23 protein-coding genes are annotated in these 21,338 nt (G+C 44.9%); 8 read left to right on the top strand and 15 right to left on the bottom strand.

All coding sequences use genetic code 11. The annotated features are described in order from the left end of the window. Positions 1-68: 68 nt before the first annotated feature. From ABZR88_RS01965 to ABZR88_RS01945, 5 genes are all read right to left on the bottom strand, one after another. On the bottom strand, positions 69-1,349 hold the full coding sequence (locus tag ABZR88_RS01965) for a carbohydrate porin (RefSeq protein ID WP_107829395.1): 1,281 nt from the start codon (positions 1,347-1,349) through the stop codon (positions 69-71). 83 nt (positions 1,350-1,432) lie between these two features. Continuing rightward, the gene (locus tag ABZR88_RS01960) at positions 1,433-2,077 is read right to left on the bottom strand and encodes an HD domain-containing protein (protein WP_107829070.1); all 645 of its coding nucleotides are present in this window, start codon (positions 2,075-2,077) and stop codon (positions 1,433-1,435) included. 63 nt (positions 2,078-2,140) lie between these two features. Further along, positions 2,141-2,404: a helix-turn-helix domain-containing protein gene (locus tag ABZR88_RS01955; protein WP_107829071.1), complete on the bottom strand. Its 264-nt coding sequence runs from the start codon at positions 2,402-2,404 to the stop codon at positions 2,141-2,143. Between the two features lie 330 nt (positions 2,405-2,734). Further along, on the bottom strand, positions 2,735-3,244 hold the full coding sequence (locus ABZR88_RS01950; RefSeq protein ID WP_107829072.1) for a hypothetical protein: 510 nt from the start codon (positions 3,242-3,244) through the stop codon (positions 2,735-2,737). A gap of 6 nt (positions 3,245-3,250) precedes the next feature. Then, a complete protein-coding gene (locus tag ABZR88_RS01945) occupies positions 3,251-4,423 on the bottom strand; it encodes a class I SAM-dependent RNA methyltransferase (RefSeq protein WP_107829397.1) in 1,173 nt (390 codons plus the stop codon). 83 nt (positions 4,424-4,506) lie between these two features. Here ABZR88_RS01945 and ABZR88_RS01940 point away from each other — a divergent pair, with 83 nt between their 5' ends. Continuing rightward, positions 4,507-4,872, top strand: a complete 366-nt coding sequence (locus ABZR88_RS01940) for a DUF3127 domain-containing protein (RefSeq protein WP_107829073.1) — start codon at positions 4,507-4,509, stop codon at positions 4,870-4,872. Between the two features lie 338 nt (positions 4,873-5,210). Here the strand turns inward: ABZR88_RS01940 and ABZR88_RS01935 are convergent, their stop codons facing one another. Continuing rightward, complete coding sequence (locus ABZR88_RS01935; protein ID WP_107829074.1) at positions 5,211-7,172, bottom strand: KUP/HAK/KT family potassium transporter; 1,962 nt, start codon at positions 7,170-7,172, stop codon at positions 5,211-5,213. Between the two features lie 200 nt (positions 7,173-7,372). Here ABZR88_RS01935 and ABZR88_RS01930 point away from each other — a divergent pair, with 200 nt between their 5' ends. After that, complete coding sequence (locus ABZR88_RS01930) at positions 7,373-7,858, top strand: T9SS type A sorting domain-containing protein (protein WP_107829075.1); 486 nt, start codon at positions 7,373-7,375, stop codon at positions 7,856-7,858. Positions 7,859-8,111: 253 nt separating this feature from the next. Here ABZR88_RS01930 and ABZR88_RS01925 read toward each other — a convergent pair whose 3' ends face one another. Further along, on the bottom strand, positions 8,112-8,759 hold the full coding sequence (locus ABZR88_RS01925) for a DUF47 domain-containing protein (protein WP_107829076.1): 648 nt from the start codon (positions 8,757-8,759) through the stop codon (positions 8,112-8,114). Positions 8,760-8,908: 149 nt separating this feature from the next. On the opposite strand from ABZR88_RS01925, the gene ABZR88_RS01920 reads away from it, so the two are divergent. Beyond that, a complete protein-coding gene (locus ABZR88_RS01920; protein WP_107829077.1) occupies positions 8,909-9,799 on the top strand; it encodes a flavin reductase family protein in 891 nt (296 codons plus the stop codon). Positions 9,800-9,859: 60 nt separating this feature from the next. Continuing rightward, entirely contained in the window at positions 9,860-10,159 is a 300-nt protein-coding gene (gene trxA, locus ABZR88_RS01915) for a thioredoxin (protein WP_107829078.1), read from the top strand. Positions 10,160-10,339: 180 nt separating this feature from the next. Here the strand turns inward: trxA and ABZR88_RS01910 are convergent, their stop codons facing one another. The 7 genes from ABZR88_RS01910 to yiaK form a co-directional block, all read right to left on the bottom strand. Further along, positions 10,340-11,122: a hypothetical protein gene (locus ABZR88_RS01910; RefSeq protein WP_146166552.1), complete on the bottom strand. Its 783-nt coding sequence runs from the start codon at positions 11,120-11,122 to the stop codon at positions 10,340-10,342. 62 nt (positions 11,123-11,184) lie between these two features. Further along, entirely contained in the window at positions 11,185-11,397 is a 213-nt protein-coding gene (locus ABZR88_RS01905; RefSeq protein WP_107829080.1) for a cysteine-rich CWC family protein, read from the bottom strand. 304 nt (positions 11,398-11,701) lie between these two features. Beyond that, positions 11,702-14,080 carry a ribonucleoside-diphosphate reductase subunit alpha gene (locus ABZR88_RS01900; protein ID WP_107829081.1) on the bottom strand — a complete coding sequence of 793 codons (2,379 nt, stop codon included), beginning with the start codon at positions 14,078-14,080 and terminating at the stop codon, positions 11,702-11,704. Positions 14,081-14,235: 155 nt separating this feature from the next. Then, positions 14,236-14,616 (bottom strand): four helix bundle protein, encoded by a 381-nt coding sequence (locus tag ABZR88_RS01895; RefSeq protein ID WP_107829082.1) that lies wholly within the window; start codon positions 14,614-14,616, stop codon positions 14,236-14,238. Positions 14,617-14,646: 30 nt separating this feature from the next. Next, a complete protein-coding gene (locus tag ABZR88_RS01890) occupies positions 14,647-15,621 on the bottom strand; it encodes a ribonucleoside-diphosphate reductase small subunit (protein ID WP_107829083.1) in 975 nt (324 codons plus the stop codon). A 758-nt stretch (positions 15,622-16,379) separates the two neighbouring features. Beyond that, a complete protein-coding gene (locus ABZR88_RS01885) occupies positions 16,380-16,745 on the bottom strand; it encodes a methionine-R-sulfoxide reductase (protein WP_107829084.1) in 366 nt (121 codons plus the stop codon). 71 nt (positions 16,746-16,816) lie between these two features. Beyond that, the gene (gene yiaK, locus ABZR88_RS01880; RefSeq protein WP_107829085.1) at positions 16,817-17,803 is read right to left on the bottom strand and encodes a 3-dehydro-L-gulonate 2-dehydrogenase; all 987 of its coding nucleotides are present in this window, start codon (positions 17,801-17,803) and stop codon (positions 16,817-16,819) included. Positions 17,804-17,921: 118 nt separating this feature from the next. Between yiaK and ABZR88_RS01875 the strand changes: the two genes are divergently transcribed. The 3 genes from ABZR88_RS01875 (at position 17,922) to ABZR88_RS01865 (ending at position 19,597) form a co-directional block, all read left to right on the top strand. Then, positions 17,922-18,413, top strand: a complete 492-nt coding sequence (locus tag ABZR88_RS01875) for a hypothetical protein (protein WP_107829086.1) — start codon at positions 17,922-17,924, stop codon at positions 18,411-18,413. A gap of 137 nt (positions 18,414-18,550) precedes the next feature. Then, positions 18,551-19,129, top strand: coding sequence for a phosphoribosylglycinamide formyltransferase (purN, locus tag ABZR88_RS01870; protein WP_107829087.1), 579 nt, complete (start codon positions 18,551-18,553; stop codon positions 19,127-19,129). Positions 19,130-19,276: 147 nt separating this feature from the next. After that, entirely contained in the window at positions 19,277-19,597 is a 321-nt protein-coding gene (locus tag ABZR88_RS01865) for a DUF6122 family protein (RefSeq protein ID WP_107829088.1), read from the top strand. A 2-nt stretch (positions 19,598-19,599) separates the two neighbouring features. On the opposite strand, the gene ABZR88_RS01860 is transcribed toward ABZR88_RS01865, so the two are convergent. Continuing rightward, the gene (locus tag ABZR88_RS01860; RefSeq protein WP_107829089.1) at positions 19,600-19,986 is read right to left on the bottom strand and encodes a hypothetical protein; all 387 of its coding nucleotides are present in this window, start codon (positions 19,984-19,986) and stop codon (positions 19,600-19,602) included. 185 nt (positions 19,987-20,171) lie between these two features. Between ABZR88_RS01860 and ABZR88_RS01855 the strand changes: the two genes are divergently transcribed. Continuing rightward, complete coding sequence (locus ABZR88_RS01855) at positions 20,172-21,338, top strand: iron-containing alcohol dehydrogenase (RefSeq protein ID WP_107829090.1); 1,167 nt, start codon at positions 20,172-20,174, stop codon at positions 21,336-21,338.

Raw genomic sequence — 21,338 nt, 5'->3', positions numbered from 1 at the left:
TCGGGATGCTCACAAACGTAAGCATCCCGAAAATCTTAAAAATCCTATGAATCCCGGTTCAAGACAGACTAAAACTCTACATGCATCCGCAACGAGAACACATTTACTGGACCACGGTCTTTGTTGTAGGCCGGGTTAACGATAAACTGGTAATCGGGCGTTAACCAGATCTTTTTCTGATAGGCATTCACTTTGTAATAAAGCTCGGCAATCAGCTCGTTGCTGTAATTCAGTTTACCATCGCCAATGATAAAACCGTAGCCACCGGCGGCCAGATAATCGCGGTGTGGTTTGGAGATGCCGTTGGCAACGAAGGCCAGCCCCAGTTCGTCATCCGTGCGTTTCCATGAGGTGCCTTTAAGCACGCCACCAAAGCTGAGCGAACGGTCAATCTCGGTAAAGAACCAGGTTTCGGTTTTGCCATCGTTATAACTGTACTTGGCAAAAACGCCCAGATCATTGGTTAGGTTCTGCTCGGCGTTCAGTCCGAAACCATATTTATGGTGACCGTAGGCCAGCACGTCATCAATATCTGGTGCTGATGGATTTTTGGCGATAGCGTCGCGATAGTTACCCATCTTGCCGTTATTAGCAAAGCCCAGCACACGGAAGGTACCATCGTATCCACCCAATTTGTAGCGCTTTTCAAATTCCAGCGTTTGCGAGTTTGCTTTGCTTAGTTTGGTATCCCAAATGGCTCCATTGGCCTCGGTGGTTACCATGGTGTAGGCAAAACGCAGTGTCCAGGTAGGTTGCGCAAACTCGGTGTATGCACCTAATACATAACCGCGGGTATTGGCCGGATAATCCCAGGCGCCATTGCTCATGAGCGACCAGTTCATGAACTGCGTGCGCGGGTCATGACTAAAACTGTTATTGTCAAAATAATCGGCCATGCCAAATTTTCCTACGGTGATGAGGAAGTGACGCTGACTCAATGAACCTGCCAGTTGATTGGCTTCGTCATCCTGTTTATCATAATCCTTACCCCACTCAAACTTTTGAGTAAAATAGGCTCGGGCTATATAAATTTTCGGCTCGGCCGCCCCTACCCTAAACGTTTCACCATTGGGGAAGCCCGCCGCACCCAATGTTTTGCTCAGGCCGGATCCGCCGCTCATCTCGGGGTTGAAAAATACTTCTGCACCTTTCCACAAGCGTGCACCGCCATAAAGTGTGGTGGTTAATGAGGTTTGTGTTTCCTCGTCAGTAGACATACTATTATCGCCCGAATACTTGGCATTAAAGTGCGGTTTGTTTTGGGTGATGATAGTCTGCTGAAAATGCAGGTTAAATCGTTGTTGCTTCACCGTGTCTTGCGCTTTGGCCAAACCGGTTAATGCTGTCATTAAAAAAATCAGGGGTAGGTGTTTATTCATGTCGCTACAATTAATTAAGCAAATCTAATATTATTTTTAGATAAGCCTAAAATTTATTTTACCTCTTTATAAAATTGATCAAGATAGGCTTCCATAAACGCGTGGCGCTCTTCGGCCAGACGCTTGCCTGTTACGGTATTCATGCGGTCTTTCAACAACAACAGCTTCTCATAAAAATGATTAAGGCTGGGCGATGCGCTGTTCTTGTACTCCTCCTTAGTCATGTTCAGATTAGGCGGAATTTCGGGGTTATAGATCTCGCGGTTTTTAAAACCACCATAGGTAAAAGCACGTGCAATGCCAATGGCGCCAATGGCATCAAGGCGGTCGGCATCTTGGACAATACCCATTTCCATGGAGTAAAAACCGGAATCGTTAAAACTTGCTTTGAAAGACATGTGCCTGATGATGTTGCCCACATGCGCTACCACGGCATCATCTACGCCGATGCTGCGCAGCCAGTTCATGGCCGTTTGCGGACCAATTTCTTCATCGCCATTATGAAACTTGCTATCGGCTATATCATGCAGCAAAGCGGCCAGTTCAACAGTCAGCCGATCGGCTTGCTCGGTTTGGGCAATAAGGCGTGCGTTGTGCCACACCCGATGGATGTGCCACCAATCATGCCCGCCTTCGGCGTTCTCTAATGTGCGGCGCACAAACGCGGCGGTACTATCAATAAGTTGGGGATGCGTCATACTGTTGCGGTGAAAAAAATTTCACGCAAATATAAAAACAGACAGTATGTAAATGCTGATTTGTTACAGACCGTTTACCTGAAGCAGGCGGGTTTGTTCTTCGTCGCTAAAATTAATGAGAGCCACGGGGTCAACTTCTAATATCTGCGCTATCTGAAACAAACGCTCAACGGTTATTTTGGTATAGCCTAACTCAATTTTACTGTACGCGTTTTGAGATATATTTAACTTAACAGCCAGGTAGTCCTGAGTATAATCTTTCGACTCACGAATACGACGAATATTTATGGCTACAGTGCGTATTTTATTTTCAAGTGATTGCTTCATGGGGTCAATGGGTTGTAATCACGTTACTTACGAAACGTCAATACACTTGGATTTCCAAATCTTGCACTAAGATGCTGATTTATTGAAACTTTTTTACCGGAAAGAATAGAAAAAGGCTATTTATTCTTATTTGTTTTAAGAAGTTTAACTTTCACAACAATCTGAGATATTCTCATGTATCTGATTTGTCCATGGGGTGGACAAATAAAGGACATTCGTGTCTGAAATAACAACAACACTACTCTCCTTTTCCAAAGGATGGACTTTCACGCTATCAAAACAAAAAACGCCATTACTAAAGAGAGGTAATGACGTTTTTTGTTATTAAAATCACTTCGTTACTTTTTTGACCGGGGCCAGAAAATCATAAACTACCTTAACAGTTGGTAGCAGCGTAACGGTATTGAGAGGAATCTGATCGTCCGCCGTTATTGGGGTGCGGTGACCCAAATACTGCAAAATTGCTTTGGACGATTTTGCATCAGGTTTATTCATGCTGAAAGAAAACGGGATGATAAAATCATAAGTCTTCTGCCTGGCCGGGATGATCCATTTACCGTTGGTGGCTTTAAGCGCAGCAACAACGGGGATAGTAAGGTTAGCATCATCTGCATAATAAACAACCATTTTAATGATACTTCCCTGCACATCCGAGGTAAATTTCATTACCACCAGACCGGTATTGGCATGGCTGCGAATCTGGTCACTTACCAGAATGTTCTTTGCAAAAAAATCGGTCATTACATCCTTCCCGCCCTGAAAAGGAAAATCCATCTCGGCCTGAGCCATTACACGGCCGAAGGCCATTACGGCCATCAGCATCAGAAACAATTTTTTCATATCTTATTAATCAAGTTTAGGCTCACGTCGTGTCCCATCGTACAGTTCGTACTCCAGCAAGCGGCAATCCAGCTTACCATTATAAAATTCTATACGACGCGATGCCTTCAAGCCTATACGCTTAGCCAAATCCGGGTTACCTGTAAAAATATAACCATGATAGCCCAAACATTTTTGCTTCATAAAATCGCCAACGCGGCGGTAAGTACCTTCCAGTTTAGCATGCACACCTAAACGCTCGCCATACTCCGGGTTAAACATAACCACCCCGGGCTCTTCAGGCACAACGGTATCGCCAAAGTCACAAACGTCAAAATCAATCAAATGTTCTACACCGGCGGTGCGGGCATTCTTACGGGCCACATCAACAGCATCATCAGAGATATCTGTAGCGATGATCTTAAAGCCGGTTTCTTTCTGCGCTTTATCCTTCAGTAGCCTACGTGCACTAAAAAACACCTGCTCTTCATAACCCATCAGGTGCATAAAGGCATAATTCATCCTAAACAAGCCCGGGCGCTTATCTGTAGCCAGCAGCGCAGCCTCTATAGCCAACGTGCCTGAACCACACATAGGGTTAATAAAGGAGCTCTTCCGGTCCCATTTGGTAGCCATAATGGTTGATGCCGCCAAAGCCTCCAGCATAGGCGCTTTGCCCGGTATTTTACGGTAGCTGTGTTTGGCCAGGGTTTCGCCTGAGGTATCTACAAAAATATCGGCTTTATCGTTTTGCCAATACAGGTGAAGCACAGCTTTATTCAACTCCGGACCAGAGTTTGGCCTGATACCTTTTTTATCTGTTATGCGGTCTACCACCGCGTCTTTTACCTTCACGTTGGCAAACAGCGGTGTGCGGATATGCTCGTTATTAACGTTTGATGTTACCGAGAAGTAGCCGGTAAAGTCAATCAGTTCTTCCCAGGGCATCTGCACCAGGTTGTCATATAACGCCTGCGGGTCTGCCGCTGTAAAGCTATTTAAATGATAAAGTACCTGGCTGGCGCAGCGCAGGTTAAGGTTAAGCGTAATGGCATCGTTTACAGTACCCTGTAACTCAACGCCGGTAGCAAAAACACGTGTTGGCTCAAAGCCTAACTCTTCGACCTCCTGCTGCAAATAGGGCGACAGCCGTTTATTGCAGGTGATTACGATCTTACTTTCAGTGTGGAAAACTTGCATCATGAATTGGCAAAATTAAGGATAAAATTGCACCCGTTATTGACATAACATCATTAACTTTACGTTTTTAATTTACGAACACCATGGACATCAAAGGTAAAGTACACGAAGTTAGCGCTTCTTTTCAGGTAACTGACTCACTTAAGAAAAGAGAGCTTGTTGTTGAATACATCGAAAACCCGCAATACCCTGAATATATCAAATTTGAAGCCATTCAAGATCGTTGCGCCCTGTTAGACAACGTAAAAGTTGGCGACGACGTAGAAGTATTCTTTAACCTGCGCGGCCGCCCGTGGACAGACAAAACCGGCAAGAAAAACTATTTTAACACCCTTCAGCTGTGGAGAATTAATGTAATAACCGGCAACGCTGCTGCCAATGCACAACCAGCCTACGCGCCACCGGTTGATATTAGCTCTGCACCAGAGGATGACGACCTGCCGTTCTAAGAACCAGGATTAAACGGATTTTTAGGATTTACAGGATGCCTACAAAAGCAGGTTAAAACTATCAAATCCTTAACATAAAAAAAGCGATTGGGTATTCCAATCGCTTTTTTTATGATCTGCCTTGACCCTTGATTCATTGGATTTTTAGGCTGGCACAATGTAAACCCATACGTCATGCCGAACTTGTTTCGGCACCTCATATGCTAAGTGAGGGTTTGCAACCTATCTTATGAGATCCCGAAACAAGTTCGGGACGACCTACTTAATAACGCTTAAACTCAAGTCTACATCAATATCCCAGAAATCCTTAAAATCCTATGAATTCTGGTTTTGACAGTTTAATTTACCCGATGCAACTCTACCTCTTCAGGATTAGAGAGCATCAACGGAACTTTCTCTACCGTTACAAAGCTCAGATCGAGGCCGAAACCACGCTCTTCTGAGAGACTCATCTTCTTGAGTTGCTTGTAGATCTTCATCACCAGACCCTCGTAGAACGACAGTCCATGCGAACGTGACAGGATTTTTTCGATCACTACGAAACGGAAATCGCCGACAATTTTATGTTTATTGAGCGATTTGTATTGGCTCATAATCTCTACTTCGCCTTTTTTCACCAGATCCTCCACCACTTTACGGAACAACAGGTTAATACGCTGCTCAACCCTGAAACCCAGCTTAAAGTCAATACGGATCACCTTGTTTGGCACCAGGTGATCTACCTGGTACTCGCGGGTATAAGGTTCGTCCATTACGTCTACGTGTACCAGCCAGTACACATCGGCACGTTTAGGCTGCTTTTGCAGGATGGAGTAGATGATCTTTGATTCAACCTCTGAGTCAAAGTTTGCACTGGTCAGATATACCAATTGCGATGCATATTTGGGTACGCTTTCATCTTCGCTCAGCTCTTGCAAAATGCTGTAGTAATCTTCAATCTCTACAAATTTTACATAGCGGTTTCTAATTTTACGGGCGGTATGCCAGGCCCACATCACCACAAACAGCACCAGACCCATTGACAGGGTGAACCAACCGCCGTGGATAAATTTCTTGAGGTTACCAAAGAGGAATGTGCCTTCAATAACAAAGTATACAGCCAGGAAAGTCCAGATGATATAGCTAGGTACCTTACGGCGGCGCAGAAATTTAGACACCAAAATAGTAGTCATCAACATGGCTACGGTAATACTTAAACCGTAAGCCGCCTCCATATTATCTGAATGTTTGAACAGCAAGATTACGATCAAACAGCCGGCACACAAAATCCAGTTGATACTTGGCACATATAACTGGCCTTTTTGCTCGCTCGGGTAGTTGATACGTACCTTAGGCCACAAATTCAGTCGAACGGCCTCGGCAATCAGCGTGTAAGAACCTGAAATGAGCGCCTGGCTGGCAATAACTGCCGCTACCGTTGCTATACCGATACCGAAGATGAGGAACTCACGCGGCATGATCATATAAAACGGATTCATCAGGTTAAGGTTAAGCGCCTCACCCTGGTGGTGCAGCAGCCATACAGCCTGGCCCAGGTAATTTAATACCAGACAGGTTTTAACATAGATCCAGCTCATGCGGATGTTGTCTTTACCGCAATGACCAAGATCTGAATACAGCGCTTCGGCACCTGTTGTACACAGGAAAACCGCACCCAGAATAATAAAGGCATCATGGTTACCGCTAGACAGAAGCTTGAAAGCATAATAAGGATTAATAGCCTTAATTACCATTGGCATCTGTACAATGTAAGATACGCCAAGCACCCCCATCATGGTAAACCAGATAAACATAATGGGCCCGAAAGCCTTGCCTACCAACGAACTGCCAAACTGCTGAATAATAAACAAGAACAGCAAAATAGCCACCACAATGCTAATTACCGGTATGTTAGGATAAAGTGGCTGCAAACCCTCAATAGCTGACGATACGGTGATGGGCGGGGTAATAATACCATCGGCCAACAACGCGCAGCCACCTATTACGGCTGGCACAATAAGCCATTTAGCCTTACGGCGCACCAATGAGAAGAGGGAAAAAATCCCCCCCTCACCCTTATTATCGGCCTGAAGGGTAATTACTACGTATTTAAGCGTGGTTTGCAAGGTAAGTGTCCAGAAAATACAGGATACACCACCTAATACCACCAACTCATCAATACGGTTGAAATGACCGTGATTTTGGCCGATGATTGCTTTAAATACGTATAAAGGAGAGGTACCTATATCTCCATAAATGATACCTAAACTGATCAGAAGTCCTGCGATGGACAGCTTCTGTAAATCTTTGTGCTGTGTCACTTTTTTAAATTATAGAGGCATGCAAAAGTATTAAATGTTATTTGTATATAACCTAATATTTTATGAGCCGTATAAATAATTGTGATTTTCACACTATGGCGCTTCCGGGCTATGTTAAAATTTGTTAAATTATAATTTAAACCGTTATTAAATGTAAGATGTCAAACGGTTTATTTATATTTTTGCATTAATAATCTGATATGAGAATAAGGTGTACTCAATTTTTTTCGTGGATGCTGACTATGATTTGCGTGTTGTGCGCAAGCGTTAGTCTGTCTGCGGGTACCCTTTACAGTAGCGGCGATACCACGCTGCTGCATCTCAAAAAAACAAAAACATCTTATCTGCGGCCAACCTATCATATGAACATGCCGCAAATGAGTCCGGTAAAAATTCCGGCCAGAGCTGTTCAGCAGGATGATAAGCTGTTGAGTGATGTGCAGGTATACCCTACCCTGGTAACAGATCAGATCAATCTTAAATACTTCATCAGCAAAAACTCAAACGTTACCATTAAAATCATGGACGTACTGGGTAATGAAATTGCCACCCTTTTCTCTCAACGTGTTGACCCAGGCGAAAAGAAGTTTACTTATAACCTGAGCAACAAACTCAACAGCGGTTTCTACTTTGTACGTGTGGTGGTAGGCTCTGAATCTGTAATTAAACGGATTTCGATTTTATAAGCCGGGAAGAGTCCGGAAGTCAGTAAAGTCCGAAAGACCGGAAGATTTCATTGCACTTTATATACTCTAACTTATCACGCGCTTACGTAATTGCGAGAAACGAAGTAATCTCTGTACAATAGGTCGAATCTTCCTTATAAAAGCAAAATAGCGATGGGTTTGAAACCCATCGCTATTTTGTTTTTACTATATCTGCCCAGCAGACATTCATCTTTCGGACTTCCGGACTTTACTGACTTCCGGACTTAAAAGACTAAAAATTCTTTACAACAATGGCCTCAACTACAGCCGCTACTTTCTCAGCCTTATCGGTAGTAGTTTCCAGGGCCGTCAGTATTTCATTGTGCTTCATCAGCTCAATTACGTTGGTCTCGCTTACCAGTACTTCGGCCACTGCCTTGTTGTAAACCTTATCAGCATAGTGCTCTAAAGTTCTAAGCTGGGTGCAAGCATCGCTAATTGGGCCTAATGATTTGATGTTGGTTAAATGTTTTACGCATTTGGCCAAACAGTTGCCCATCTCCACAATCAAACCTACCAGTTCTTTCATCGCCGGACTAACCTGCACTGGCTGATAAAGACTGAAACGGCGTGCTGAAATATTGATGTAACCCGCAACTGTGTCAATTGCCGTCACCAGATCGCACATGTCGTTACGCTCAAAAGGAGAGATGAAAGCACGACCAGAATCGGCAAAGATGGCACGCTTAATCTCATTACTCACCGCACGTAATTTAGCAATCTGCGCATACTGCGGGCGGCTTTCGTGGTCGCCACTACCTTCAAGAGCCTCATAAAGGAGCTCCGACATTACTTTCACGTTCTCGGCCGCATGATCAAAATGCTTGAAAAAAACGCGGTTGTGCTTTGGCACAAAAGTTCTAGCTATGGCTTGCTCCATAAGATTTTAGTTTGAATGTATATCAAAGCTACGCATCCTATGTTAATTAAATGTTAAGAAATGAAAAACCTCGGAAACTCAAATTTTAAGTAGCTGTAACACAATATGCCGTTAAAAACTTATGTTTGATATAAACCGATCTCCCTCCTATGGTAACCATTAATGTTGCTGAACTGAAAACTGCAGACCTGCATAGCTACATGCAGTATGCCATTGCGCCGCGCCCTATCTGCCTGGCATCAACCATGGATGCTGAGGGGAACGTTAACCTGAGTCCGTTCAGTTTTTTTAATATGTTTAGCAGTAACCCGCCGCTTTGCATATTCTCGCCATGCCGCCGGGTGCGTGATAATACTACCAAGCATACACTGCAAAACCTGCATGAGGTGCCAGAGTGCGTCATTAACATTGTTAATTATGATATGGTGCAGCAGGTATCGCTGGCCAGTGTAGAATATCCAAAGGGAGTAAATGAGTTTGTAAAATCCGGCCTTACGCCACTGCCTTCGCAACTGGTAAAGCCGCCGCGTGTGGGTGAGTCGCCCGTACAAATGGAATGCGTGGTGAAGCAGATTATCCCATTGGGAGATCAGGCTGGCGCCGGAAACCTGATACTGGCCGAGGTAAAACTAATCCACGTAAGCGAGCACATTCTGGATGCTAACGGACAAATTGACCAGCTAAAGGTAAACCATGTGGCCCGTTTGGGCGGCGATTGGTACTGCCGCGTAACGCCAGACAATCTGTTTAAAGTACCCAAACCCAATATACATATAGGCATTGGCGTTGATACCTTGCCTCGTCACGTGCGTTTGTCTACCGTTTTAACCGGTAATGATCTGGGGCAACTGGGTAATTTAACAACCGTACCGGGCGACAGGGAGGTTGCCGAATATGCCGCATCCGACGCTATCAAAGAAATTTTGGACGCTACCATCGGCGATAGCCACACCCGCGACCTACAGCTGCACTTGAAAGCTAAACAGCTAATCGCCGAAGGCAAGCCCATGGAAGCGCTAATGACCTTACTGATCGACTAAAAACAAATCAATCCCTCAACACGTATTATACTATAACACAAACCCGGGAGGACCCAAACTATGGCCAAATTTGCTGAACTGATAAACTCTGACAAACCTGTATTGATTGATTTCTCTGCCGAGTGGTGCGGTCCCTGCAAAATGATGGCGCCGATACTAAAACAAGTAAAAGAAATGGTGGGCGATGACGTAAGCATCTTTAAAATAGACGTAGACAAAAACCCCGAAGCTGCCCAGGCTTACAACGTACAAGGTGTACCAACGCTCATTCTCTTTAAAAACGGACAAACCAAATGGCGCCAGAGCGGTGTGGTGCAAGCCCAGCAGTTGAAGCAGGTGATTGAACAGTTTAAGAATTGAAGAACCAATCTCAACCACTTTGTCATTGCGAGGAACGGGAAAGGCTGAGCCTTAGGGTGACGAAGCAATCTCGTCACTTGCTATTGGGCATATAAGTTTAATAACCACCGACGAGATTGCTTCGTTCCTCGCAATGACAAAAAAGGAATAACAAACCTTCTTCTGCCGGAGCATATTCACTCAATAACTCTTATAATCAAACACCTCAGCGTCTTCGTGGTCAGATTGTTTGGTGCGGATCAACAGCCCTCTATCGTCGTAAGTAAATGTGGTTTCATCCTGAAGTTTATTATTTACCAGGCGTTGTTGCGATATTAAATTCCCCTGCCTGTCGTAGCTGTTCTTAAAAATGTAATCCCACTGTTCATCTTTATTGGCCGGGGAGATGGTGACTTTCTTGCCGTATAGTTCAATAGTTCTTGGCTTTGCTGCTGTGTCTGCCTTCTCTGTGCCGGTAAATCTTATCTTTTTGTGGTGCTCATCGTAGTAAGTAGTCTGCACACGATAAATTGCATCGTAACGATAGAGTGACTCTGTTTCTTTGTTTTCTTTCTGCGAGTATTGTATCTCGCTGGTAATGTCACCGTTTCTGTATGATGTTTTTTTAATAAGGCTGCCCTCAGCATCAAAAGTTAACTTAACTTCTTTAATGCTCTTCCCGTTACGATAAAAAGAGGTATCATGTTCGGCCAGCAGCCTACCATTGGTATCGTACTCATAGGCCATTACCATTTGCGGCCATTTACCCGTAGCATTATCGGTAACAACAAAACCCGTAACGCGTCCCGCCTTATCAAACACAAATATTTGCTTGGCTTTTGAGATATAGCCCTGCTGCGAAGTTCTGTAATGGATATTATATTTCTTGTAAAGCGAATCAGGCTGTACGGTATCCATATTCTGTGCGTAGACAGTATGACTAAATAAAAACAGGCTAAATAAAGCGAGCGCTAAGGCTTTCATAGTTGAATAATTGCGCTATAAATATAAGCTATCCGCGCTATGCCGCAAGAAGGAATAATGTTTTACAGTCCGTTAACCTCGGAATACTCTTTCTTCAGCTCCAAAAGACATGCCGCGCAAAGGCAACCATCATACAGTTCGCTTACATACTGTACTTCGTTAAGGGTAAGCTGCACCGTGCTGCACTGGCATTTGGTGTAAGCATTGGCCTTACACTCAAACGGCGCACTACAGCGCTCGCAACGGACAATCTCGTGTTTGGGATGATGAGTCATTTGATGAAAACCGAAGGTCGGGAAGATTGAGGAGTTTTTGATAATTGGTTTGTAAATATTGTCTGAATCGGAATTTATGGAATTAAAGAATTACCCCACAAATATCAATAGGTCATGCCGAACTTGTTTCGGTACCCCACATGATTAGCTGACCAGCAGGACTGTCCTGTGGGATCCCGAAACAAGTTCGGGACGACGTAAGAGTCAATTCCATAATCCGGTCCAAGACAAAAAAAGGCGCTCTTTCGAGCGCCCTTTCCATATAAATCACGTTTAATCTTGAAAATTAAAGCTTAGGTTTTGCTTATGCAGAGCAGGTAACGCAACCTTCTTCCATTGAGCAGGTTGGGCCGGCCGGAATTTCGTCTACCACAGACTCTACTACTGCCGGAATTACCGGATCCATGTTTTTGCCGCCCTGGTTCTCTACCGTGAACTTCACAGCCTGGCTTGCAGCTTGCGTACGCAGGTAGTACATGCCTGTTTTCAAACCTTTCTTCCATGCGTAGAAGTGCATTGAAGTTAGCTTAGACGCGTTTGGCGAGTTGATGAACAGGTTGAGCGACTGCGACTGGCAGATGTAAGCACCTCTGTCGGCAGCCATGTCAATGATGTTACGCATCTTGATCTCCCAAACGGTTTTGTACAGATCTTTAATATCCTGCGGAATCTCAGCAATATCCTGGATTGAACCGTTGGCAGCAATGATCTTATCTTTCATTGCAGGTGTCCACAAGCCCAAACCCACCAAATCGCGCAGCAGGAATTTGTTAACGATGATAAACTCACCGCTCAGTACTCTGCGGGTATAGATATTTGAGGTATATGGTTCAAAACACTCGTTGTTACCCAGAATCTGTGAAGTTGATGCGGTAGGCATTGGCGCTACCAACAGTGAGTTACGCACGCCGTGGTTCATTACATCCAGGCGCAGGTTTTCCCAATCCCAACGACCGCTTTCTGGCTTAACACCCCACAGATCAAACTGGAACTGACCTTTACTCAATGGCGAACCCTGGAAGGTTTCATAAGCGCCATCTTTAATAGCCATATCCTTAGAGGCAGTCATTGCCGCAAAGTAGATGGTTTCAAAGATCTCTTTATTCAATTGTTTGGCATCTTCACTTTCAAAAGGCATGCGCAGCAGAATGAAAGTATCTGCCAAACCCTGTACACCCAAACCAATAGGGCGGTGACGCAGGTTTGAGTAACGAGCCTCTTCTACCGGATAGTAGTTGTTATCAATAATACGGTTCAGGTTGATGGTAGCCTGGTAAGTTACCTCATACAATTTCTGATGATCAAACACACCGTTAATTACGTAGCGAGGCAATGCCAACGATGCCAGGTTACAAACAGCAACCTCTTTATCCGATGTGTACTCGATAATCTCGGTACACAGGTTTGAGCTTTTAATAGTACCCAGATTCTGTTGGTTTGATTTGCTGTTGGCAGCATCTTTATATAACAGGTAAGGTGTACCGGTTTCTACCTGGGCGTCTAATACCGCAAACCACAGTTCTTGTGCTTTTACGGTTCTGCGCGCGCGGCCTTCTTTTTCGTATTGGGTGTAAAGTTTTACAAACTCATCGCCAAAGCAATCAGCCAGGCCTGGTGCTTCGTTCGGGCAGAACAAGCTCCAGTCTTCATTAGCCTCAACACGTTGCATAAACAAATCGCTTACCCACAGTGCGTAGAACAAATCGCGGGCGCGCATTTCTTCTTTACCGTGGTTTTTACGCAGGTCCAAAAATTCAAAAATATCTGCATGCCATGGCTCCAGGTAAATAGCAAAAGCACCTTTACGTTTACCACCGCCCTGGTCTACATAACGGGCAGTATCATTAAACACGCGCAGCATTGGGATGATACCGTTGCTGGTACCGTTAGTACCGCTGATGTATGAACCGGTAGCACGGATGTTATGGATGCTCAGACCAATACCGCCTGCGCTTTGTGAAATTTTAGCGGTTTGTTTCAGGGTATCATAAATGCCGTCAATACTATCGCCCTGCATAGAAAGCAGGAAGCAAGATGACATTTGTGGTTTTGGCGTACCAGAGTTGAACAGTGTAGGCGTAGCGTGGGTGAACCAGCGCTCGCTCATCAGGTTATAAGTAGCAATGGCGCTTTCGATATCTTCTTTGTGGATACCTACAGACACACGCATAAACAGGTGCTGCGGGCGCTCGGCAATTTTACCGTCCAGTTTCAGCAGGTATGATTTTTCCAGCGTTTTGAAACCGAAGTAGTCAAAACCAAAGTCGCGGTCATAAATAATGCTGCTGTCCAGAATTTCGGCATTAGCCTGGATAATCTCGTGCACGTCGTCAGCAATCAGCGCAGCAGGGTTACCGTTCTTTGGGTCAACATACTCATACAGCATGCGCATGGTTTCTGAGAACGATTTTACCGTATTTTTATGCAGGTTAGATACCGCAATGCGCGATGCCAGCAAAGCATAATCAGGGTGTTTGGTGGTTAATGAAGCAGCTGTCTCAGCGGCAAGGTTATCCAATTCAGACGTTGTAACACCATCAAATAAACCTTCAATTACTTTCTTCGCCACGTCGATAGGATCTACGTGAGCTGGATTTAAACCGTAGCACAGTTTCTCAACACGTGCGGTGATTTTATCGAATTTTACGGACTCTCTTTTGCCGTCTCTCTTTATTACAAACATCTGATGAATAGTTAATGGTGGTGAAATGGATTATTTGCTCTGTGATAGTTTAGGTGGCCTGAGCTACCCAACTATGGCGAGCGGTCAAAAACCGGTCCGCTGATGATGTTGGCTGTCATTGTTATGTTTTCTAATATTTAGTGAATTGTGAGTTGTCAGTTGTGAGTGTTATTATTTGTTGTATACGCATTTATCAATCCTGTTACGCATTTAAAAACATCTACTAACACACCGCCTAACTCCCCCAAATCTTCTTTTGTACAATAATTCATATCTGCCGCTATATCCAATGCAGCATCTACTTCTATTATGGAGCCTCTCGCTATTTCATAAAATCTTTTCCGCTCCGCTTCAGATTTTCGCGAACTGCCTTCTGCAATATTTAAATGAACGGATAAAGCAGCTCTTCTTATTTGTTGCGTCAGAACATATCTTTCTTCCGCTGGAAACATGGTTGTTATTTTATAGCAAGCTTTTACAAACTGTCTCGCAATTGTATAAGCGTTTAACTTGGTATGCCCTAACTGCAAAAACATTTACTCACAACTCACTATTCACAACTCACCTTAAAAATCCTCATCTAAAGAGAACGACTTGCTGTCGTTCCCCGCGTTCATTACACCGCTTTTCTGGTAATCACCTACGCGTTTTTCAAAGAAGTTGGTTTTGCCTTGCAGCGATATCATCTCCATGAAATCGAACGGATTGGTAGCGTTGTAGTACTTGCCGCAACCCAGTTCGCTCAACCAGCGGTCGGCTACAAACTCAATGTATTGCTGCATTAGTTTGGCGTTCATACCAATCAGGTTTACCGGCAATGCATCGGTTACAAACTCTTTCTCAATTTCTACCGCGTCGATGATAATTTTAACCACGTCTTCTTTAGGCAGCTTGTTTTGCAGCATGCTATATAATAAGCAGGCAAACTCGCAGTGCATGCCTTCATCGCGGCTAATCAGCTCATTACTGAAGGTCAGGCCCGGCATCAAACCACGTTTCTTTAGCCAGAAGATAGAGCAGAAACTGCCAGAAAAGAAGATCCCTTCTACCGCAGCAAAGGCAACCAAGCGCTCGGCAAAGCTTCCGTTGTCAATCCAGCGCAGGGCCCACTCGGCTTTGCGTTTTACAGCCGGGATGGTATCAATGGCGTGGAACAAACGATCTTTCTCAACCGGATCTTTCACGTAAGTATCAATCAACAAGGCGTAGGTTTCAGAGTGGATGTTTTCCATCATGATCTGGAAACCGTAGAAGCAGCGCGCTTCTGGAATCTGCACCTCGCTCATAAAGTTTACGGCCAGGTTTTCGTTCACAATACCATCGCTGGCAGCAAAAAAAGCCAGTACGTGCGAAATGAAGTGACGCTCGCCAGAATTAAGGCCATCCCAATGTTTCAGGTCATCGCTCAGGTCAATTTCCTCAGCGGTCCAGAAGCTGGCTTCGCACTTTTTGTACATCTCCCAAATAGCAGGGTAGTTAATGGGCAGAATTACAAACCTGTCCTTATTTTCCCTTAGCAATACTTCATTTTCCTGACTCATATTTTCTTAATTTTTTGTGGCCGCATTGCCTTGTAAAGAGACGACACTTCACCCTCCCGCTCTATTTTTGTAAAAAAGCGGATAAACCGTATTCTTAATAAGTAACCTGTGTAAATCAGTCTGGCTTTATTTTCTGTTAACCTGTGATTTACATCACGTTAACTTAGTCTTAGCATAGTCCTCAATAGCGCCAGACGACAAAAACAAATGTAGGGGAGCGATCTTAAACTTTTACACCGAAGTTTTAAACAAAAGGGCGAGTTATAAACAATTTGGTGACCTATTTTTTAACATCAAAAAGTGCAAAACTTTTTTAAACTTTTTAGAACAACTTTAACGAATATCTTATAAGCAACGCTTCTTGCATAATAGTTGAAATACAATCGCTTGTGATTGTTTTTCGTTCTTAATAGTTGCTTAATTTATAATGACAGCAGGGGGCTATAACCAGAGATTATAACCCATGTATATCGCTTCTTTTTTTAAATTAATCGCACAGTCGTTCGCGTCTTCGCCACAGGTGTTGGGAAGAGCTAAAATCCCCTCTTGAGAGGGCGCGCGTTGGCAAGTGCGGCTGTAGGGTGTGTCATCTCGCAGGTACAAAGAACACACCCCTGCACCCCTCTCTCAAGAGGGGAATCGCACAGCTCCAACGCTTCTTTCCATCCTCCCAACACCCGTAGTGTCTTCGCAAGCCACCTCTTTGTGTTATACCATAACGATGGGGTTTCAAACCCATCGCTACATGATTAAAGACATTAATCTTCCAGCGCCACAAATTTCATGCTCACAGAGTTGACACAATGCCTGGTATTCTTCGACGTGAAACCCTCGCCCTCAAAAACGTGCCCCAAATGAGCGCCACAGTTAGCGCAAAGTATCTCGGTTCGGCTACCATCAGCATCGGTCTCCCGGCGCACGGCACCAGGAATTTCATCGTCAAAGCTGGGCCAGCCACAAAATGATTCAAACTTATCTTCAGACCGGTACAACGGCGCATCGCACCGGCGACACACGTACAATCCGCGCGCTTTGTTGTTCAGCAGCTCGCCGGTAAAAGGGCGCTCGGTACCTTTGTATAATATTACCCGCTCTTCTTCGGGTGTTAGTTTGTTATATTCCATTTACCCCTCCTTACTCCCCTAAGGGGAAAGATTTTAATTTATTATTTGTGTACTAATGATAACTGCAGGGATTAAAGTGATTTCACCTGCTCCCAGATCTTTACATCAACAGGTATGCCATCTTTTTGATTACGCTGACGGGTGCGCAGCGTGCCTTCGCCCGGATAACGGATGCTGCCATCGCCCTCTGTTCTGCTTTCCTTGCTATAGGCAATGATCTCGTCAATAATTTGCTCACTCCTTGCCTCGTCATCGGGCCTGATGGCCATAAAAACCTGCGACACACCGTATTCACTACCCGATTGCGTAATACCGGCCGTAGTTTTACCATGACTCAATACTGATACCAGCAGATCAATCATCATAGACAGTCCCGAACCTTTCCAGAAACCAATAGGCAAATGGCGCTTGCTCTCCAAAATCTCGCCAGGGTCTGTACTTAACCAACCGCTAGCTGAGTAACCACCTGGTACAGGCAATTGCTCACCCGCAGCTTGATATTGCAATAGCTTACCGTTAGAGAATTGCGTAATGGCCATATCCAGCACCACATGCCCATCTTTACGTGGCACGGCAATTACCATGGGGTTATTGCCTTGTCGCGGGTCTATCCCACCCCAGGGCGGCATCAATGCTACAGTGTTGGTAAAGTTAATACCGATATAGCCTGCATCTGCAGCCTGCCAGCCGTAGGTACCACCACGCATCCAGTGGTTGGTATTGCGAATGGCCGCACAACCTGTGCCATGTGCCGCAGCCAACTGCAAAGCCCGGTCCATACAAAAACGGGCATTAAGCATACCTGGCCCCAGCTGACCGTCCCAGCGTTCTATGGCGCCCATGGCATCAACCAGTGCGGGCTCGGCATCAACCTTAACCAATCCGTCTTTTACATACTGCACAAACACCGGGAAACGATTTAGTCCGTGCGTATAAACGCCATCCAGGCTATTATCAGCAAAAATACCGGCTATGGCATTGGCCTTCTGCGGGTTAAAATCCAGACTTAATAATATCCGTTCAAACTCGGCCTTTAACTCCTGATAGGCAATGCGCATGGGTATAAATTTAAGTTGATGTATAAGCAAAGGTATTTAATAGCGTTAGTGCAAAAAACACCGGTTTGTAATAAAACAATTGCACTCACGCAGGTTTTACTATTTTTGCAACATCGCCATGATCAAAAGACTACCATTTATTTTAATCTTCTGCATACTTGTTACAGGGGCGCTACTAAGCAACTCGTGCAAAAAAAGCGGCGAGAACCCGGTAGAAGCACAGCTTACCCGCGGCGGCTGGCAACTGGCATCGGTTATTGTATATAACTATGTGGGCAGTACCAACACCAGTAATGACACGCTCAACGCGGCCTGCCTGCCAGACCCGCAAGTTTTTAGATTTAGTGCTGATAACACCTGCACCTTTACCGGTTATGCCTGTAAAGTGCAAACCACCAAAGGCAGCTGGACCCTGAGTAATGATAAAGCCGTGCTGTACTCTAACATGAAATGCCAGGATACGGTAGGCACCACCACGCCATTTGATACCGCCCGCGTAAACACCCTTGGTTTTTACTCGATGGTGTTAGAAACCGGCGACCTGCGTTCGGTTTATAAATCTACTGATAAAAGGCACATTAAGCGATTTGGCTTTGTGCGCACACAATAAAAACGCTTCCGCCTAATTTTTTAAAAAGATTTTGTTTAGGAAGTCATTATTTTATATTTGAGGGAGAATAGCCGTTTAAGCATAATTGACTTACATTTATTGCTGACTGGCGCACCCGGCAACTTGACTAACTGCTAATGAAAAAAAGGATTGCTATTTTCGCTTCCGGTTCAGGATCAAATGCTCAGAAGATCATGGAGCATTTTAAACGTCACCCCGAGGCCGAGGTAGTTATCATCCTTACCAATAACCCGCAGGCTTACGTACTGCAAAGGGCTGATAACTTTGAGATACCTACCCACGTTTTTAACCGCACCGAGTTTTACGATACCGACAGCGTAATTAAACTACTTAAAAACCTGCAGGTTGATTTAATTGTACTGGCCGGCTTCTTGTGGCTGGTACCGGTGAGTTTACTCAACGCCTTCCCTAATAAGATCATCAACATACACCCTGCGTTACTACCCAAATTTGGTGGCAAAGGCATGTATGGCGATCATATTCACAAAGCCGTACTGGCGGCCGGCGAAGAAGAATCGGGCATTACTATCCACTTTGCTAATGAGCATTTTGACGAGGGCGAGATCCTGCATCAATCCAAATTTCGTATTGAGCCAGGCGATACCCTTGATGTGGTAAAATTCAAAATACAACAACTGGAGCATCACCATTTTCCACGGGTGATTGAAAGTTTGCTGAAGAAAATGAAAAGCTAACCCATGGGTTAGCTTTTCATTTTTTCTAAACGTAGAGACGCATCATTGCATCTGCCCCATGCGATCTCCAAGGCCTGTTTATAGAGCCGTCCTCGTAGATACGCAACTATACGTCTCTACCAAAACTTCATTTATCTTTGCCGGCTCATGCAACAACTGGTACATTATTTTTTGCACCTGATCTTTCCCGGCATCATCTCCTGGATTTTCTTTCGAAGAGACTGGGTAAAATGCTACATCATCCTGTTGCTGACCATGCTGGTAGACCTGGACCACTTGCTGGCTACCCCCATTTTTGATCCCTGCCGCTGCAGCATCGGCTTTCATCCGTTGCATAGTTACTGGGCCATTGCCGTTTATTGCGTGCTGTTATTTTTCCCAAAAACCCGTTTGGTTGCACTGGGCCTGCTCATGCACATGGCTACCGATGGCATTGATTGCCTGTGGAGCCTTCATACGTGCAGGTAAGATTATTTGGCTTTTTTAAATCTAATACCACACCCCTCATAACAAAACATAGGTGCCCCTGGGCTCATCTGCAGCGTGTCATGCTTAATTTTATAGTAATAATCCTGAGAGCCACCGTCAGCTTTCTTAAAAGTAATGGTTATACTGTCTTTTAATGTATAGTTTACATATTCTGCAAAGGCATTACCGCTTACCTGACCGTTAGACCCAAAAGTCACATCAGTAACCGTCTGAACATTTTGCCAATCAGTAGGTCCACCGGTTCCTAAATAGACTTGAGTTGACTTCCATCTACCCTGCAATTGAGCGTTGCCGCCATTTGTATCTTCTTTTTTACAGGCCGAGGCCAAAACCGCCGTAAGGGCTAGTAAACCGTAAATCTTTTTCATTTTGTGTGTCAGTTATTGGTTAGTATTTAAACTCATTACGCATCTGCACCGCTATTTGCTACAAAACGTATTCATATTTAGGCACGCAAAGCAAACCGTCCTGCCCGACTAGGACAGTCTATGAAAGTGAAAGAAAAAATGATAATTACTTTTACTAACTGATAAGAACTATAGGTCTCAAAAGAATGTCTTTAACTGAAACTGCTTACCGGGATATAACCGTTAGATTTCCTGCACAGATCATCATCGGCAAGCACTCGTTGCTTAAACTGGTTGATGAGGTATCTCAAGCCGGATATACCGATGTAATTATTGTAACTATTGAACCCCTGTTACCAAAACTCGCTCCGCTCATCAGTCAGCTGGAAGCGCAGAACATTAAGGTAACCGTGGATACTTCTATTGTACGCGAACCTTCTTTTGCTGATTTTGATGCACTGCTTGATACCGTTAGAGGTGTTAAAGCCCAGGCCATCATCGGTATTGGCGGCGGCAGCGTACTGGATGCCGCTAAAGTACTGGCTGCACAACTGGACAACACCCAAACCCTGGGCGAAATTGCCGGTATTGGCAACCTGAAACAGCGCAACGCCAAATTAATTTGCGTACCAACCACTGCCGGTACCGGCAGCGAGGTATCGCCAAATGCTATTTTGATTGACGATGCCGATAATCAGAAAAAAGGCATCATCAGCCCGTTTCTGGTGCCTGACGTAGTGATCCTTGATCCGGAACTGACCGTTAGCCTGCCTGCGCCTATTACCGCAGCAACCGGCCTTGACGCGTTAACCCATTGCCTGGAAGCTTACACTAACCTGTTTGCACATCCATTTATAGATATGTATGCCTACGAAGGCATGCGCCTGATAGCCGCCAACCTGATCAAAGCAGTTGAAGACGGCAGCGACGAAGATGCACGCACGCAACTGGCTATTGGCAGCTTGCTGGGTGGTTTCTGCCTGGGGCCGGTAAATACGGCTGGTGTACACGCCTTGTCATATCCGCTGGGCAGCATGTTCCACTTGCCGCACGGCCTGTCAAACGCTTTACTGTTGCCTTACGTAATGGAGTACAACCTGCCGGCCGCGCCAAAACGCTACGCTGATGTGGCCCGCGCTTTAGGTTGCAACAGCGGCGCTACCGATGAGGAAACTGCCCGCAACGGTATTGCTAAAATTAGAGAGATGATTGCCCAGTGTGGCATCCCGGCCACTTTAAGTGCCGCCGGTGTGAACCGAGAGGCTATACCAGAAATGGCAGAAGACGCCATGAAAATAACCCGTTTACTAAAAAATAATCCGCGCCCGATAACTTTGCCAGATGCTATTGGCATTTTTGAAGCCGCGTTTTGA

It is taken from the genome of Mucilaginibacter yixingensis (assembly GCF_041080815.1).
GTDB classification, from domain to species: domain Bacteria; phylum Bacteroidota; class Bacteroidia; order Sphingobacteriales; family Sphingobacteriaceae; genus Mucilaginibacter; species Mucilaginibacter yixingensis.
Note: the sequence above shows the minus strand (reverse complement) of the source record. Positions and strands in the feature narration are given on the sequence as shown.

What these genes read in the sequence shown, in the direction of transcription:
- ABZR88_RS01890 (WP_107829083.1), bottom strand. Translation starts at nt 15,621, where the DNA reads ATGAGTCAGGAAAATGAAGTATTGCTAAGGGAAAATAAGGACAGGTTT.
- ABZR88_RS01905 (WP_107829080.1), bottom strand. Translation starts at nt 11,397, where the DNA reads ATGACTCATCATCCCAAACACGAGATTGTCCGTTGCGAGCGCTGTAGT.
- ABZR88_RS01955 (WP_107829071.1), bottom strand. Translation starts at nt 2,404, where the DNA reads ATGAAGCAATCACTTGAAAATAAAATACGCACTGTAGCCATAAATATT.
- ABZR88_RS01855 (WP_107829090.1), top strand. Translation starts at nt 20,172, where the DNA reads ATGTCTTTAACTGAAACTGCTTACCGGGATATAACCGTTAGATTTCCT.
- ABZR88_RS01875 (WP_107829086.1), top strand. Translation starts at nt 17,922, where the DNA reads ATGATCAAAAGACTACCATTTATTTTAATCTTCTGCATACTTGTTACA.
- trxA (WP_107829078.1), top strand. Translation starts at nt 9,860, where the DNA reads ATGGCCAAATTTGCTGAACTGATAAACTCTGACAAACCTGTATTGATT.
- ABZR88_RS01865 (WP_107829088.1), top strand. Translation starts at nt 19,277, where the DNA reads ATGCAACAACTGGTACATTATTTTTTGCACCTGATCTTTCCCGGCATC.
- ABZR88_RS01945 (WP_107829397.1), bottom strand. Translation starts at nt 4,423, where the DNA reads ATGCAAGTTTTCCACACTGAAAGTAAGATCGTAATCACCTGCAATAAA.
- ABZR88_RS01930 (WP_107829075.1), top strand. Translation starts at nt 7,373, where the DNA reads ATGAGAATAAGGTGTACTCAATTTTTTTCGTGGATGCTGACTATGATT.
- ABZR88_RS01895 (WP_107829082.1), bottom strand. Translation starts at nt 14,616, where the DNA reads ATGTTTTTGCAGTTAGGGCATACCAAGTTAAACGCTTATACAATTGCG.
- ABZR88_RS01900 (WP_107829081.1), bottom strand. Translation starts at nt 14,080, where the DNA reads ATGTTTGTAATAAAGAGAGACGGCAAAAGAGAGTCCGTAAAATTCGAT.
- purN (WP_107829087.1), top strand. Translation starts at nt 18,551, where the DNA reads ATGAAAAAAAGGATTGCTATTTTCGCTTCCGGTTCAGGATCAAATGCT.
- ABZR88_RS01920 (WP_107829077.1), top strand. Translation starts at nt 8,909, where the DNA reads ATGGTAACCATTAATGTTGCTGAACTGAAAACTGCAGACCTGCATAGC.
- ABZR88_RS01885 (WP_107829084.1), bottom strand. Translation starts at nt 16,745, where the DNA reads ATGGAATATAACAAACTAACACCCGAAGAAGAGCGGGTAATATTATAC.
- ABZR88_RS01925 (WP_107829076.1), bottom strand. Translation starts at nt 8,759, where the DNA reads ATGGAGCAAGCCATAGCTAGAACTTTTGTGCCAAAGCACAACCGCGTT.
- ABZR88_RS01960 (WP_107829070.1), bottom strand. Translation starts at nt 2,077, where the DNA reads ATGACGCATCCCCAACTTATTGATAGTACCGCCGCGTTTGTGCGCCGC.
- ABZR88_RS01950 (WP_107829072.1), bottom strand. Translation starts at nt 3,244, where the DNA reads ATGAAAAAATTGTTTCTGATGCTGATGGCCGTAATGGCCTTCGGCCGT.
- ABZR88_RS01860 (WP_107829089.1), bottom strand. Translation starts at nt 19,986, where the DNA reads ATGAAAAAGATTTACGGTTTACTAGCCCTTACGGCGGTTTTGGCCTCG.
- ABZR88_RS01910 (WP_146166552.1), bottom strand. Translation starts at nt 11,122, where the DNA reads ATGAAAGCCTTAGCGCTCGCTTTATTTAGCCTGTTTTTATTTAGTCAT.
- ABZR88_RS01965 (WP_107829395.1), bottom strand. Translation starts at nt 1,349, where the DNA reads ATGACAGCATTAACCGGTTTGGCCAAAGCGCAAGACACGGTGAAGCAA.
- ABZR88_RS01940 (WP_107829073.1), top strand. Translation starts at nt 4,507, where the DNA reads ATGGACATCAAAGGTAAAGTACACGAAGTTAGCGCTTCTTTTCAGGTA.
- yiaK (WP_107829085.1), bottom strand. Translation starts at nt 17,803, where the DNA reads ATGCGCATTGCCTATCAGGAGTTAAAGGCCGAGTTTGAACGGATATTA.